The following is a 14,460-nucleotide window of genomic DNA, read 5'->3' as shown; positions in this document are numbered from 1 at the left end:
CAATTTTTGGCCGACGGCATGGGGATTTGAGGAGTATATGCGGTATTGGGGAAAGTTGCTGGGGCTAGCGCTGGGGATTGCGTCCAGCGCCGGTATCGGCGGATTGATAATCGGACTGTTGTTGGGTCATTTGCTTGACAGAGCCCGTGCATCCCGTCGGCGCGACTTTTTTACCGCGCAAGCTACCCGCCAGGCGCTGTTTTGTCTGACAACCTTTCAGGCGATGGGGCACCTGGCTAAGTCGAAAGGCCGGGTGACGGAATCCGATATCCGTATCGCCACCACCATGATGGACCGGCTGGAACTGCGTGGCGAGGCGCGCAATGCCGCGCAACAGGCGTTCCGGGAAGGCAAAGCCAGCCAGTTTCCGGTACGCAGCAAACTGCGCAAATTGCGCGACGCCTGTATCGGCCGCTTTGATTTGATCCGGATGTTTCTGGAGATTCAACTGCAGGTGGCGTTTGTCGACGGCGCACTGCACCCTAGCGAGCGCCGGTTGCTGTACCTGTTCGCCGATGAGCTGGGCGTGACCCGCGAACAGTTCGAGTTGTTCATGCGTAATATGGAACGCGGCAACCACCAGTCATCAAAGCAGAGCAACGGCAGCGGTTACCAGTCGCGGCAGGGCAATAACTATCAGTCTCGTCAGAACAACAACCATCAGTCTCGCCAGAACAACAACTATCAGTCACGGCAGAACAGCCATCAGTCATCGCGTCAGGGCAACAAATCTTACCAGCGGCGCAATCAGTCGTATGGCGGGCAGTCTTACGGTCAGCGGCCGCCGGTGTCGTCGTATGGGCCGACGGTTGAAAGCGCCTGCCGCACGCTGGGAGTGCGCAGCAGCGATGACGCCGCCACGGTGAAACGAGCTTATCGTAAACTGATGAGCGAACACCACCCCGATAAGATGATGGGTAAGGGCCTGTCGCCGCGCATGATTGAAATGGCCAAGCGCAAAGCGCAGGATATTCAGGCCGCCTATGAGTTTCTCAAAATCAACAAGTTTTCCCGCTGATTTCTCTTCCTTTGATAGTCTGTCCGGCTGTCGTTAACCCTTGTTTCCTGCCCAACGTGCGTATCAGAAATCCGCTTCGCAGCGAAAATGCATCGGCGTGTTAAACGCCGGATGGGCGATCGCCAGTTCCTGCGCGTGCAGCAGCAAGCGGGGCGCCATGGCTTTCGCCTGCGGGTGGGCGTAGAACCCGTCGCCGAGAATCGGGTGGCCCAGCGCCAGCATGTGGACGCGCAACTGGTGCGAGCGGCCGGTGATCGGCATCAGCTTCACGCGGGTGGTGCCGTCGCTGTCCCGTGATAACACGACATAGCCGGTTTGGGCGGGCTTGCCCTGTTCAAAACAGACTTTTTGTTTTGGGCGGTTCGGCCAGTCGCAAATCAGCGGCAGGTCCACCAGCCCGTCATCCTGTTCCAGATGGCCCCAGACGCGGGCGATGTAGGATTTCTTCGGCTCCCGTTCGCGGAACTGGCGTTTCAGTTCCCGTTCCGCCGCTTTGGTCAGCGCCACCACCATCACGCCGCTGGTCGCCATGTCCAGACGATGGACGGATTCGGCGGCGGGAAAGTCGGCCTGAATGCGGGTCATAATGCTGTCCTTGTGTTCCTCGGCGCGGCCGGGAACGGAGAGCAGTCCGCTGGGTTTGTTCACCACCATGATGTGCTGATCCTGATACAGGATGTGCAGCCAGGGATCGCGGGGTGGGTTGTAGGGTTCCATGAATGGCTCCGGCATCGCGGCAAGGGCAGGCCTTGCCGCGAAGTATATAGACAACCGATGGGGCTTACTGGTGCGCCACCATCACCAGACGGATGGCATCGAGACGCCAGTTGGCCTGCTGCAGGTTGAGCAGTACCTGCTCGCGCTGTTCTTCCAGCGCCTCCAGTTCGTCGTCACGGATGTTCGGGTTGACCGCCTTGAGCGCTTCCAGCCGCTCCTGTTCGCGGCGCAACTGCGTTTCGGCGCTGCGCTGCGCGTCGGCGATTAGCGCCTGCGCCTGCGCTTCTACCAGCGGCTGAGCTTTTTGCAGCATGTCATGCACATCGTCCTGCACCGCGTTCACCAGCTTGCTGGAGGTATGGCGATTGACCGCGCTCAACTGACGGTTGAAGCTCTCGAACTCCACCTGCGCCGCCAGATTGGCGCCTTTGCGGTCCAGCAGGACGCGAATCGGCGTCGGCGGCAGGAAGCGGGTCAGTTGCAGTTTCTTCGGCGCCTGCGCTTCCACCACGTACACCAGTTCCGTCAGCAGGGTGCCGACCGGCAGCGCCTTGTTTTTCAGCAGCGACACGGCGCAGCTGCCGGTGTCGCCGGACAGGATCAGATCCAGCCCGTTGCGGATCAGCGGGTGTTCCCAACTGACGAACTGCGCGTCTTCGCGGGATAGCGCCTGATCGCGATCGAAGGTGATGGTGCAGCCGTCCTGCGGCAGGCCGGGGAAATCCGGCACCAGCATATGGTCGGACGGCGTCAGCACGATCAGGTTATCGCTGCGGTCGTCCTGATGAATACCGATGATGTCGAACAGGTTGAGGGCGAAATTCACCAGATTGACGTCGTTATCCTGTTCGGCGATCGCTTCGGCCAGCGCCAGCGCCTGTTCGCCGCCGTTGGAATGCATCTCCAGCAGGCGGTCACGGCCCTGTTCCAGTTGGACTTTCAGCGCGTCATGCTGCTGGCGGCAGGTGTGGATGAACTCGTCCAGCCCCGTCTGTTCGGACGGTTTGGCGAGCAGGTTAATCAGTTGCTCGTAGTGGCTGTCATAAATCGAGCGGCCGGTCGGGCAGGTGTGCTCGAACGCATCCAGCCCTTCGTGGTACCAGCGGACCAGCAGCGCCTGGGCGGTATTTTCCAGATACGGCACCAGAATCTGGATATCGCGGCTCTGGCCGATACGGTCCAAACGGCCGATGCGCTGTTCCAGCAGATCCGGGTTAAACGGTAGATCAAACATGATCAGGTGGCTGGCGAACTGGAAGTTACGGCCTTCGGAACCGATCTCGGAACAGATCAGCACCTGTGCGCCTTCCTCTTCGGAAGCGAAGTAAGCGGCGGCGCGGTCGCGTTCCAGAATCGACAACCCCTCGTGGAACACCGCGGCGCGGATGGCTTCGCGGGTGCGCAGCACCTGCTCCAGTTGCAGCGCGGTGGCGGCCTTGGCGCAGATCACCAACACTTTCTCGTCGCGGTGGCTGGTCAGAAAATCCAACATCCATTCGACGCGCGGATCGAAGCTCCACCAGGTGGCGTTGTCGTCTTCAAACTGCTGATAGATCTGCTCCGGATAGAGCATGTCGCGTGCGCAGTCTTCGGCGGATTTACGGGCATTCATGATGCCGGATACGCGGATAGCCGTCTGGTACTGTGTCGGCAGCGGCAGCTTGATCTGATGCAGTTCGCGTTTCGGGAAGCCTTTCACCCCCTGACGGGTGTTGCGGAACAGCACGCGGCTGGTGCCGTGGCGGTCCATCAGCATGGTGATCAGTTCCTGACGCGCCGCGACGCTGTCTTCGCTGTCGCTGGCGATGGATTTCAGCAGCGGCTCGATATCCTGTTCGCCCAGCATCTCGCCGAGCGCGTTGCGTTCGCCATCGCTGATACGGTTGCCGCTCAGCAGCAGCGTGACCGCGTCGGCCACCGGGCGGTATTGCTGCTGTTCGGCGATAAACTCGTGGTAGTCATGGAAGCGGTTCGGATCGAGCAGCCGCAGACGGGCAAAATGGCTCTCCTGACCCAATTGTTCCGGCGTCGCGGTCAGCAGCAGCACCGCGGGGATGGCGCGCGCCAGACGCTCAACCGCCTTGTATCCGGCGCTGGGCGCGTCTTCGCTCCATACCAGATGGTGCGCTTCGTCCACCACCAGCAGGTCCCAGTCGGCGTCCAGCAGTTGTTCGAAACGGGACGGGTTGCGACGTACAAAATCCAGCGAACAGATGATCAACTGCTCAGTTTCAAACGGATTGTCGCTGTCAAGGCGGGCTTCGGCGTAGCGCTCATCGTCAAACAGCGAGAACAGCAGGTTGAAGCGGCGCAGCATTTCCACCAGCCACTGGTGTTGCAGCGTTTCCGGCACCACGATCAGTACGCGTTCCGCCCGGCCCGCCAGCAACTGCTGGTGGATAATCATGCCGGCTTCGATGGTTTTGCCCAAGCCCACTTCGTCCGCCAGCAACACACGCGGCGCGTGGCGTTGGCCCACTTCGCGGGCGATGTGCAACTGATGCGGAATCAGGCTGGCGCGCATGCCGCGCAGCCCGCCCCACGGCTGCAACGCCTGTTCGAGCTGGTGACGGTGCGCGCGGTAACGCAGCGCAAAGCGATCCATCCGGTCGATTTGACCGGCGAACAGCCGATCCTGCGGTTTATTGAACGTCAGCTTGCTGTCGAGGAACACTTCCCGCAGTTCGGCGGGTTCATCGGTGTCCAGCCGTTGGCCGATATAGGTGCGCAGGCCATCCTCGTCACGAACATCCTCCACCTGTAACTGCCAGTTTTCGTGGCTGGTAATGGTATCGCCGGGATTGAACATGACACGGGTAATGGGGGCGTCATTTCTGGAATAGAGGCGGTTTTCGCCACTGGCCGGAAACAGCAGAGTGACCATGCGGGCGTCTATCGCCACCACCGTACCCAATCCTAAATCGCTTTCTGTATCGCTGATCCAGCGTTGACCAAGTGTAAAAGGCATAAATTCTAAGCTCGATACTCGTCGTTGTCGGAGAATGTCTGGGCAAAGGGCCGCCGACCCTTGCGCCCGGCAATACCTGACCCGCCCTGCGCGACAGTCGTGATGTCGGGCACAGCCTGTGATGCGGGTGTGGGGGAGCGCCCCGGGTATTCCGGTTGTTTAATTGACCGTTGTCTAACAGACAGACGTGGACCCACGCCTGATATTTTTGAAAGGGCGCTATGGTACTGGATGGTAGCCTGTTCGTCACCTGTCAGGCACCATCGGATTACTAAAATAGCCCCATCTGTCCGGTAACCAGTGTAGCAAAATCATCGTGAATGAAAGGCAGAATAGCATCGGCTACCGGTTGCAGCTGTTTTTCCACGTAGTGACTGTAATCCAGCGGCGAGCGGCGATTTTCCAGCGGTTCCGGGCCATTCACCGTGATGACGTAGCTTATCCAGCCGCCGCTCTGGTATTGCAACGGTCGGTCATGCTGGCGGTTGTAATCGTCGGCCATTCTGGCGGCGCGTACCTGCGGCGGCACGTTGCGCTGATAGTCGCTCAGCTTGTGGCGCAGGCGTTTGCGGTACACCAGCAGGTCGTCGTGCTCGCCGTTCAGCGTCTTTTCTACGTACTCCCGCACCCACTCCTGATACGGTTCGCGGTGGAAGACGCGCTGGTAAAGCTGTTGCTGGAATTGCTGCGCCAGCGGCGTCCAGTCGGAACGTACCGTTTCCAGCCCTTTGAACACCATCTGTTCGCCCTGCGCGTTAATGGTCATGCCGGCGTAGCGTTTTTTGCTGCCCAATTCGGCGCCGCGGATGGTGGGCATCAGAAAGCGGTGAAAATGAGTTTCGTACTCCATCTCCAGCGCGCTGGCCAGCCCGTGTTGCTGGTGCAGATGTTGCTGCCACCAGTCGTTGATGTAAGCCACCAGTTCATGACCGATGATGTTCGCGTCGTCCTCACTGTGGGCGCGCTTAAGCCAGACGAAGGTGGAGTCGGTATCGCCGTAAATCACCTGATAGCCTCTGGCTTCGATCAGGGAGCGGGTCTGGCGCATGATCTCATGGCCGCGCAGGGTGATGGAGGAAGCGAGGCGCGGATCGAAAAAGCGACAGCCGCTGGACCCCAGCACGCCGTAAAACGCATTCATGATGATTTTCAGCGCCTGCGACAGCGGTTTGTTGTTGTGCTGTTTGGCGAGGTCGCGTTCATGCCAGATGCCTTCCACGATGGCGGGCAGACAATGGTGGCGACGGGAGAACCAGGCGCCGCGAAAGCCCTCTACCGCATGTTGCTCGTCGGGCTGCTGCAAACCGGTCACCAGGCCGATCGGGTCGATCAAAAACGTGCGGATGATGGAGGGATACAGGCTTTTGTAGTCCAGCACCAGCACCGAATCATACAGACCGGGACGGGAGTCCATCACGTAGCCGCCGGGGCTGGCTTCCGGCGGCACCTCGCCGAGATTGGGCGCCACGAATCCAGCCCGGTGCATCCGCGGCAGGTAAAGGTGGGTGAACGCCGCCACCGAGCCGCCGCTGCGGTCCGCCGCCAGCCCGGTGACGCTGGCGCGCTCCAGCAGAAAAGGCATCAGATGGGTTTTCTCGAAGATGCGCGTCACCAGTTCACAGTCTTTCAGGTTGTAGCGCGCCAGCGCCGGCTTATCCTGTTGAAAGCGCTGTTCGATTTCTTCCAGCCGTTGGTAGGGATTGTCGCTGGCCTTGCCTTCGCCCAGCAGCGACTGAGCGACAAATTCCAGGCTGAACGAGGCAAAGTTCCAGGTGGCGGACTTCAGCGCTTCGATGCCATCGACGATCAATCGACCCGGCGCGCCGGCGAAAAAGTGCCCCTGCCGGTAGCCGTGCTCGCGCCATTCCATTTCCTGACCGCCGCGCCCGAGCCGTAGCGGAATGCGATAGCGTTCGGCGTGCTGTTGCAGTACCCGCAGGTCGAACTGCACCAGATTCCAGCCGATGATCACATCCGGATCGTAGGTCTGTAGCCAGTGATTGAGTTTTTCCAGCAGTTGCGGGCGACTGGCGACGTATTCCAGCGTCAGGTCGCCGGCATCGTCGGCGTTACCGTTCTCCGGCCCCAGCATAAACACCTGACGCTGACCGCAGCCTTCCAGACCGATGCAGTACAGCTCGCCGTGACGGCTGGTTTCGATATCCAGCGACACGGTTTTCAGCGGCGGACGATAGTCGGGCGCCGGCTTCAGCCTGACCTGATCGATCAGGCCGTCGGCGGTTTCCTCGCCGCTGAACCAGACTGGGGCGGTAATAAAGCGTTCCATCAGAAACCGCTCCGGCGGGCGGATATCCGCTTCGTACACCGGAATCCCCGCTTCCTGCAGTTTCTTTTCCAGACGCAACAATTGACGGTATTGCAGGCAATAGAGCCCGAGCTGCGGCTCGTGGTGGAAGTTTTTCAGTGCCAGCGGCCGCAGTTGCCAGTGCCTTTCACCGCTCAACAACTGGGTAATCCGCGCCTGATGGCGCATCGGCACAAACGCCACCGCCTGCTGCGGAGATAGCCTGACCCGGCAGGGGCCGTTATCGGTCGCCAGCCAGCATTCGACCTGAACCCCAGCGGGCGTGTCCTGCCAGTGGCGGGTGAGTACGAATCCCTGACGCGGTGGTGAAGGAGTCATGAGGTGTTAGTCAGAGGAAGCAGTGAAACAATACGATGAATTATGTATATACATACAGTACTTGTCCAGTTTCATTCTCCATACCGTTATTGCCAGACCACGGTGTTGCATTGTTGTTAGGAATGTTTATTTAACCTGAAGGTATTCCATTCAGAATAAAACGATGAAAACGAAACTATTCCGGAAATAATTGCTGAAGCCGTCGCGCTGCAAAATGATAGACAGAGAATAATACATTTATGGGGAAACGCATGATCACCCATATGGCATCTTTTGCTATTGGTTGATTTATCTGTGAAAAGCGATGCCGTTTTCGCACTAATAAAAAGCATGGCGGTAATCAATTGGTGCATGGCCGCCAAAGGCGGCTGCGCGGGGCGGGGGAATTATTCATATCTTTTTCTTTTATGTTTTGATTATTAATACATTAATTATTCTTGTTATTTTGGCATATTTATTGCTGCCACTTCCCCGGTGAACAGCCTGGATATCCTGTCACACAGATCTTCTTTTTATCACCCTGTATGCAGCGTCATTTCACAACTGAAATGTGATCTTTATTTTTGAAGAGGCGATCATGAAGAACAAATTTTTCAGATTTACTGTCGCAGCGGTAGCCGTATCGTCTTCACTGGCTTCGGTGGGGGCGTGGGCGGATGACATCAAGATTGGCGTGGTATTGCCCCTGAGCGGGGCATTGAGCGGTTATGGTCAGCCGTCGCTGAAAGGACTGGAACTGATTAACGGTATCGATACCAAACTGAAGAACGGCGATACCATCAAGCTGGTGGTGATTGACGACAAGAGCGACAAGGTGGAAGCGGCCAACGCCATGCAGCGCCTGGTATCCAGCGATAAAGTGGATGCGGTGATCGGCGAGGTGACCTCCACCAATACCATGGCGATGACTAAAATGGCGGAAGACACCAAAACGCCGATCGTCTCGCCGACCGCCACCAACGACCGGGTGACCAAAGGCAAGGAGTACGTCAGCCGCGTCTGCTTCTCCGACAGTTTTCAGGGCGTGGTCGGCGCCAATCTGGCGACCCGCGACCTGAAGGCGAAGAAAGCCGCCATCATGTTCGACAGCAGCAACGACTACTCGGTAGGGCTGGCTAAATCATTCCGCACCCAATTCCTGAAAAACGGCGGCACCATCCCGATTGAAGTGCAGGCGCCCGGCGGCAGCAAAGATTTCAAAGCCCAGCTCTCCACCATCAAATCCCACAATGTGGACGTGATCTACATGCCGATTTATTACACCGAAGGCGCGCTGATCGCCGTGCAGGCCAAACAGCTCGGGCTGAAGGTGCCGGTGGTCGGCGGCGACGGTCTGGCGGCGGATCCGGTGTTCTTCAAAATGGGGCAGGATGCGGTGGAAGGGTGGATGACCACCGACTACTACTCGCCGAACGCCAAAGAGCAGACGCCGGAAGGGGAAAAGTTCATCAAAGCCTGGACCGCCAAATACAAGGAACCGACCCACACCTGGGGAGCGATGACGGCGGACGCCTACAAGATGATCGTCAACGCCATGAACACCTGTAGCGATCCGCACGATCGCGTCTGCGTCAACAAGGCGATTCGCGCTACCAGCAACTTCACCGGCATCACCGGCACCCTGACCCTGAAAGACGGCGACGCCATTCGTCCGGCGGTGATCAACGAAGTGAAAGGCGGCGAGATGGTGTTTAAAACGGTGATCAACCCGTAATCGGCTTTGCCCCGTCGTTTGTCTGGTCTACCACACTTCACGGCTGGCGCCTTGCCGCGCGGAATCATCGCCGCTAGCGGCATCCGCGAATAGCAAGGCGGGGCGCAGCCTAACAGTAAAGGATGACATGATGGATCTTGCCGTTTTCTTGCAGCAAGTGGTCAATGGCATGAGCCTTGGCAGCATGTACGCGCTGATCGCCATCGGCTATACCATGGTGTACGGCGTGCTGCGGCTGATCAACTTCGCTCATGCCGATATCATGATGGTCGGGGCTTTTATGGCCCTGCTCGGTTTCACCTCCCTCGGGTTGCCTTTCGGGGCCGCCGTGATCCTCGCCATTCTCATCGCCGCGCTGCTGGGGATCGGTATCGATCAAATCGCCTACCGCCCGCTTAGGCAGGCATCGAAGATCTCGATGCTGATCACCGCCATCGGCGTCAGTTTCTTTCTGGAGAACCTGTTCAATGTGGTGTTCGGCGGCAGCCCGCGTTACTTCGAGTCGCCGCCGTTCTTTAATCAGACCATCAATCTCGGGCCGATCGTCGTCACCAATGTGGCCTGGATCGTACCGTTGATGACGCTGGCGCTGCTGGCGGTGATCCTGTGCATTCTTTATCGCACCCGGCAGGGGATGGCGATCCGCGCGGTGGCGTTTGACGTCAACACCGTGCGGCTGATGGGCATCGACGCCAACCAGATCATCGCCTTCGTGTTCGCGCTCGGCAGCGCGCTGGCGGCGCTGGGCGGCGTGTTCTACGCCATCAGCTACCCCTCTATCGATCCGCTGATGGGGGTGTTGATCGGCCTGAAAGCCTTCGCCGCGGCGGTGCTGGGCGGCATCGGCAGCGTCACCGGCGCGGTGATCGGCGGTTTTATCCTCGGCTTTACCGAAGTGGTGGCGGTGGCGCTGTTTCCGGAATTGGGCGGCTATAAAGACGCCTTTGCCTTCATGTTTTTGATTCTGGTACTGCTGTTCAGACCGGTAGGCATTATGGGCGACGAACGACTGGAAAGGAGCCGTTTCTGATGAGAATGCCGCGGACTTCCCCGACGATGTGGCTGGGATATTTCGCCGTGTTTGCGCTGGCTCTGCTGGCGCTGACCGGGTTGGATGCGCTGTTTAATGACTATATCGTGCGCATCTTCTGTAACATCTTCATTTTTATGATTCTGGCGGTCAGCTATAACCTGATTAACGGCGTGACCGGGCAGCTGTCGCTGGAGCCTAACGGCTTTGTGGCGATCGGCGCTTACATTACGGCGCTGCTGCTGTTGAGCGCGGATGCCAAAACCAATATGTTCGAGATGACGGCGCCCAGCCCGCTGATTCTGGCGGTGCATGCGTCGTTTCTGCCGGCGCTGATCATCAGCGGGGTATGCGCGGCGGCGGTGGCGGTGTGCCTGTCGTTTCCGGTATTCCGCGTGCGCGGCGATTATCTGGCGATCGTCACGCTGGGGTTCGGCTTCATCATCAAGATCTTCGCCATCAATAACCCGCAATTTACCAACGGCGCCATTGGTCTGAACGAGATCCCGCAGGTCAGTCATATTCTGTACTGGTGCGGTTTCATCGCGCTGGCGGCGGTGCTGTTCATCCTACAATTGGTCTACTCCAAATACGGCCGCGCCATGAAAGCGGTGCGCGACGATGAAGACGCGGCGATTGCAATGGGCATCAATACCTTTCGCGTCAAGACCTGCGCTTTCGCCACCAGCGCCTTTTTCGAGGGCATCGGCGGCGGGCTGCTGGCGTCGTTGCTGACGATCATCTCGCCGGATCTGTTCGACTTCATGCTGACCTTCCAGTTGCTGATCATCATCGTACTCGGCGGGTTGGGCAGCACCACCGGCGCCATTCTCGGCACGATCATCGTGATCGGCAGCGGCGAGTGGCTGCGCTTCCTCGATCAACCGCTGACGCTGTTCGGCCAGGATCTGGGGGCGCATCCGGGGTTGCGGATGGTGGTGTTCTCGCTGGTGCTGCTGGTGATCATGCTGTTCGCCCGCGAAGGGCTGCTGGGCAAGCAGGAAGTCTGGGATATCCGCAGGAGAAGCGCGAATGGAAAATAACTCGCTGTTGCGCGTCGAGGGCGTCACCATGCAGTTTGGCGGCCTGCGCGCCATCGATGGCGTTAGCTTCACCATCAACCCGGCGGAGATCTTTGGGTTGATCGGCCCCAACGGCGCCGGCAAAACCACGATGTTCAACGTGATCACCGCCAACTATAAACCGACCGGCGGCGCCGTCTGGCTGGACGGGCAGACGCTAAGCGGGCTGAAACCCAATCAGGTGGTCAACCGTGGTATCGCCCGTACTTTCCAGAATATCCGCCTGTTTCCATCGATGACGGTACTGGAGAACGTGTTGATCGGTCTTGATCGCTTTATTCCATACTCGTTTCTGGAGGCGGCGCTGCGTATCGGCCGCTTCTTCCGTGCCGAACGGCAGGCGCGGGAAACCGGCATGGCGCTGTTGGAATACATCGGCATCGCCGAACATGCGCATTCGCTGGCGACCAACCTCAGTTACGGCAACCAGCGCAAGGTGGAGATTGCCCGCGCACTGGCGACCTCGCCCAAGCTATTGCTACTGGATGAACCGGCGGCCGGCATGAACCCGCGCGAAACGGCCGAGCTGGCGCAGCTGATTTTCCGCATGCGCGCCGACTACGGTCTGACGGTGCTGCTGATCGAGCACGATATGTCGTTCGTCAACACGCTGTGCGAACGGGTGATGGTGCTGGATTACGGCAAACCGCTGTTCAGCGGCACGCCGCAGGACGCGGTGAATCACCCCGAGGTGATAGCCGCCTATCTGGGGGACATCGATTATGCTTAAGGCCAGCGATCTGCAGGTGTTTTACGGGCTGATTCAGGGGCTAAAAGGCATCGATCTGGAAGTGAACAACAGCGAAATCGTCACCCTGATCGGCAGCAACGGCGCCGGGAAAACCTCAACTCTCAACGGCATCATCAATCTGGTGAAATCCACCGGAGCGGTCGGTTTTCTCAACGAGGATATTTCCCACAGCCCAACGCACCAAATCGTGCGCAAAGGGCTGGCGCTGGTGCCGGAAGGGCGCAAGGTGTTCACCAATCTGACCATTGAAGAAAACCTGCGTATGGGCGCTTACAATAACCCGGTCAACTTTACCTACCTGCGCGACAAAATGTACGCGCTGTTTCCGCGTCTCAAAGAACGGCGCGGCCAGATGGCCGGCACCATGAGCGGCGGCGAACAGCAGATGCTGGCAATCGCCCGCGCGCTGATGAGCGAACCGGTGTTACTGATGCTGGACGAACCAAGCCTGGGGCTGGCGCCGAAGGTGGTGGGCGAATTATTCTCAACCATCAAGCAGTTGCAAAAAGAAGGCATCACCATCCTGCTGGTAGAGCAGAACGCCACCGCGGCGCTGAAAATCGCCGATCGCGCCTATGTGCTGGAAAACGGTCGTATTGCATTGCATGGCCCGGCGCAGGAGATTCTCGCCAATCCGGAGGTTAAGCGGATGTATTTGGGGGGATGAGAGAAGAGAGTGCGCCGTGTCACGTCGGCGCACTTGTCTATATTGTTGCTCTGGTTTAGGTTATGCCTTCGATCAGTCTCTTTTCTATGTGATCTGGTTGGGATTTCGTGGCGCAAGTGAATTAACCACTGTACTTAAAGAATAATGAGTAAGAAACATATGAACATATTGTTCAGGCTGATTTTTATTTCATCTTTTCTTACCTATTCTCTTAATGTTGGTGCTTGCATCCCCTCTTTGATTGGTTTTGACAGCAGTCAATTAATTGATCCAATAATAAAAAACGTACCCAAAATATCTCAAAAATATCAAATTAAACACGGCGATGCTGAAGGGCCTGGGAAGCAGGTCACTGGTATATATTTTGAAAATACCACCGATATTGAGACGTTAAGGAACTATTTGAAATTATTGAAGTTTACGCTCAATATGGATGATGGCTACCGAGAGGTATGGGAATCGCCAGATAAAAATAAATTTATTGTGCTTTCCGTTAATCGTGAAGATAATGCTACTTATTTTGAATTGCTGTTATAATTGCCTCTATTTTCCTGCTGGATTTATAATTAATGATACGTCTGGATTAACGTGAGATGTTTTGAGAAAAATATTTCCTGAGACCCTGTAAATAATTCTGTGTAATTGCCACCGTATTAAAGGTGATCGCTCAGGCGGTCACCGAACTCGATAATAAAACGGCTCATCGCCAGCCGCCAGTTCTGGATCGGCATACTCCATTTTTTCGAGGCCGACTGTATTGCCAGATAAATCACTTTACGTACCGAATCATCTGTCGGGAACACCTTACGTTTCTTTATCGCCTGCCGAATAACACTGTTCAGCGACTCGATGGCATTGGTGGTGTAGATAGCCTTGCGGATATCCGGCGGGTAGCCAAAGAACGTGTTGAGATTTTCCCAGTGCGCACGCCAGCTTTTACTGATTTGGGGGTATTTTTCATCCCAGATGCCGGAGAACTTGTCCAGCGCCATCAACGCCGCTTCCTCAGTTGGGGCCTGATACACCGCTTTCAGCCCGCTGGTGACGCCCTTGTAATCCTTCCACGAGACATATTTCAGGCTGTTGCGCACCATATGGATGATGCATAACTGGATATGTGTCTGAGGATAAACGCTGTTTATCGCCTCCGGGAAACCTTTCAGACCGTCCACGCAGGCAATCAGGATATCCTGAAGTCCCCGGTTTTTAAGCTCCGTCAGCACATTGAGCCAGAACTTCGCGCCTTCGTTTTCGGCCAGCCACATACCCAGCAGCTCTTTCTGGCCGTCTGTGTTGATGCCCAACGCAAGGAATACCGCTTTGTTAATGACGCTGCCGCTATGACGGACTTTCACCACGATACAATCAAGATAAACAATGGGATATAGCGGGTTCAGTGGCCGGTTTTGCCATTCTGTCACCTGCTCTTTAACCGCATCGGTCACTTTGGATATCAGCGTGGGAGACACATCAGCATCGTACATCTCTTTGAATGTAGAAACGATTTCACGGGTCGTCATGCCTTTGGCGTACAGAGATAAAATCTGGCTGTCCATCTGCGTGATACGTGTCTGATTTTTCTTTATCAGTTGCGGCTCGAAGGTGTTTTCGCGGTCACGTGGCGTACTCAGTTCAATCTCACCGTCGTCGCATAACACGGTTTTAGACGAGTAACCATTTCGGGTATTAGAGCCTGATTTAGGGGCATTTTTCTCGTGCCCGAGATGCTCAGTCAGTTCTGTATTGAGCGCGGTTTCGACGGTTAACTTCGTCAGCATGCGGGAAAACGCATTGAGGTCAGCTTCGGTTTTAAGGCCTTTAGCCAATTCAGCAGCCAGTGCTTTGAGTTTCTTTTCGTCCATCGTTTGC

At 57.0% G+C, this 14,460-nt stretch carries 11 protein-coding genes; 7 read left to right on the top strand and 4 right to left on the bottom strand.

Going from position 1 to position 14,460, the window contains the following annotated elements; translation table 11 throughout:
- The first annotated feature begins 37 nt into the window (after window positions 1–37).
- Entirely contained in the window at window positions 38–1,018 is a 981-nt protein-coding gene (djlA, locus tag DDA898_RS18310; RefSeq protein WP_038902112.1) for a co-chaperone DjlA, read from the top strand.
- Window positions 1,019–1,081: 63 nt separating this feature from the next.
- On the opposite strand, the gene rluA is transcribed toward djlA, so the two are convergent.
- From rluA to DDA898_RS18295, 3 genes are all read right to left on the bottom strand, one after another.
- Window positions 1,082–1,735 carry a bifunctional tRNA pseudouridine(32) synthase/23S rRNA pseudouridine(746) synthase RluA gene (rluA, locus tag DDA898_RS18305; protein ID WP_038911989.1) on the bottom strand — a complete coding sequence of 218 codons (654 nt, stop codon included), beginning with the start codon at window positions 1,733–1,735 and terminating at the stop codon, window positions 1,082–1,084.
- 64 nt (window positions 1,736–1,799) lie between these two features.
- The gene (rapA, locus tag DDA898_RS18300) at window positions 1,800–4,703 is read right to left on the bottom strand and encodes an RNA polymerase-associated protein RapA (protein ID WP_038911988.1); all 2,904 of its coding nucleotides are present in this window, start codon (window positions 4,701–4,703) and stop codon (window positions 1,800–1,802) included.
- Between the two features lie 271 nt (window positions 4,704–4,974).
- On the bottom strand, window positions 4,975–7,347 hold the full coding sequence (locus tag DDA898_RS18295) for a DNA polymerase II (protein WP_038911987.1): 2,373 nt from the start codon (window positions 7,345–7,347) through the stop codon (window positions 4,975–4,977).
- A gap of 577 nt (window positions 7,348–7,924) precedes the next feature.
- Between DDA898_RS18295 and DDA898_RS18290 the strand changes: the two genes are divergently transcribed.
- The 6 genes from DDA898_RS18290 (at window position 7,925) to DDA898_RS18265 (ending at window position 13,128) form a co-directional block, all read left to right on the top strand.
- Window positions 7,925–9,061 carry an ABC transporter substrate-binding protein gene (locus DDA898_RS18290; protein ID WP_033112419.1) on the top strand — a complete coding sequence of 379 codons (1,137 nt, stop codon included), beginning with the start codon at window positions 7,925–7,927 and terminating at the stop codon, window positions 9,059–9,061.
- A 130-nt stretch (window positions 9,062–9,191) separates the two neighbouring features.
- Window positions 9,192–10,091: a branched-chain amino acid ABC transporter permease gene (locus DDA898_RS18285; protein ID WP_022634903.1), complete on the top strand. Its 900-nt coding sequence runs from the start codon at window positions 9,192–9,194 to the stop codon at window positions 10,089–10,091.
- Window positions 10,091–11,134, top strand: coding sequence for a branched-chain amino acid ABC transporter permease (locus DDA898_RS18280; protein ID WP_038911986.1), 1,044 nt, complete (start codon window positions 10,091–10,093; stop codon window positions 11,132–11,134). The genes DDA898_RS18285 and DDA898_RS18280 overlap by 1 nt, the downstream gene beginning before the upstream one ends.
- A complete protein-coding gene (locus DDA898_RS18275; protein ID WP_038911985.1) occupies window positions 11,124–11,903 on the top strand; it encodes an ABC transporter ATP-binding protein in 780 nt (259 codons plus the stop codon). Before DDA898_RS18280 ends, DDA898_RS18275 begins: the two co-directional genes overlap by 11 nt.
- The gene (locus DDA898_RS18270) at window positions 11,896–12,591 is read left to right on the top strand and encodes an ABC transporter ATP-binding protein (protein WP_038911984.1); all 696 of its coding nucleotides are present in this window, start codon (window positions 11,896–11,898) and stop codon (window positions 12,589–12,591) included. The genes DDA898_RS18275 and DDA898_RS18270 overlap by 8 nt, the downstream gene beginning before the upstream one ends.
- A 159-nt stretch (window positions 12,592–12,750) precedes the next feature.
- Window positions 12,751–13,128 carry a hypothetical protein gene (locus tag DDA898_RS18265; protein WP_236616683.1) on the top strand — a complete coding sequence of 126 codons (378 nt, stop codon included), beginning with the start codon at window positions 12,751–12,753 and terminating at the stop codon, window positions 13,126–13,128.
- Between the two features lie 116 nt (window positions 13,129–13,244).
- Here the strand turns inward: DDA898_RS18265 and DDA898_RS18260 are convergent, their stop codons facing one another.
- Entirely contained in the window at window positions 13,245–14,453 is a 1,209-nt protein-coding gene (locus tag DDA898_RS18260; RefSeq protein WP_038911982.1) for an IS256 family transposase, read from the bottom strand.
- Between the last annotated feature and the right edge of the window lie 7 nt (window positions 14,454–14,460).

It is taken from the genome of Dickeya dadantii NCPPB 898 (genome assembly GCF_000406145.1).
Lineage (GTDB): Bacteria > Pseudomonadota > Gammaproteobacteria > Enterobacterales > Enterobacteriaceae > Dickeya > Dickeya dadantii.
The sequence above is the reverse complement of the archived record's forward strand: the minus strand, read 5'-3'. Positions and strand labels throughout refer to the sequence as shown.

What these genes read in the sequence shown, in the direction of transcription:
- DDA898_RS18275 (WP_038911985.1), top strand. Translation starts at nt 11,124, where the DNA reads ATGGAAAATAACTCGCTGTTGCGCGTCGAGGGCGTCACCATGCAGTTT.
- DDA898_RS18285 (WP_022634903.1), top strand. Translation starts at nt 9,192, where the DNA reads ATGGATCTTGCCGTTTTCTTGCAGCAAGTGGTCAATGGCATGAGCCTT.
- DDA898_RS18270 (WP_038911984.1), top strand. Translation starts at nt 11,896, where the DNA reads ATGCTTAAGGCCAGCGATCTGCAGGTGTTTTACGGGCTGATTCAGGGG.
- DDA898_RS18295 (WP_038911987.1), bottom strand. Translation starts at nt 7,347, where the DNA reads ATGACTCCTTCACCACCGCGTCAGGGATTCGTACTCACCCGCCACTGG.
- DDA898_RS18290 (WP_033112419.1), top strand. Translation starts at nt 7,925, where the DNA reads ATGAAGAACAAATTTTTCAGATTTACTGTCGCAGCGGTAGCCGTATCG.
- rluA (WP_038911989.1), bottom strand. Translation starts at nt 1,735, where the DNA reads ATGGAACCCTACAACCCACCCCGCGATCCCTGGCTGCACATCCTGTAT.
- djlA (WP_038902112.1), top strand. Translation starts at nt 38, where the DNA reads ATGCGGTATTGGGGAAAGTTGCTGGGGCTAGCGCTGGGGATTGCGTCC.
- DDA898_RS18280 (WP_038911986.1), top strand. Translation starts at nt 10,091, where the DNA reads ATGAGAATGCCGCGGACTTCCCCGACGATGTGGCTGGGATATTTCGCC.
- rapA (WP_038911988.1), bottom strand. Translation starts at nt 4,703, where the DNA reads ATGCCTTTTACACTTGGTCAACGCTGGATCAGCGATACAGAAAGCGAT.
- DDA898_RS18260 (WP_038911982.1), bottom strand. Translation starts at nt 14,453, where the DNA reads ATGGACGAAAAGAAACTCAAAGCACTGGCTGCTGAATTGGCTAAAGGC.
- DDA898_RS18265 (WP_236616683.1), top strand. Translation starts at nt 12,751, where the DNA reads ATGAACATATTGTTCAGGCTGATTTTTATTTCATCTTTTCTTACCTAT.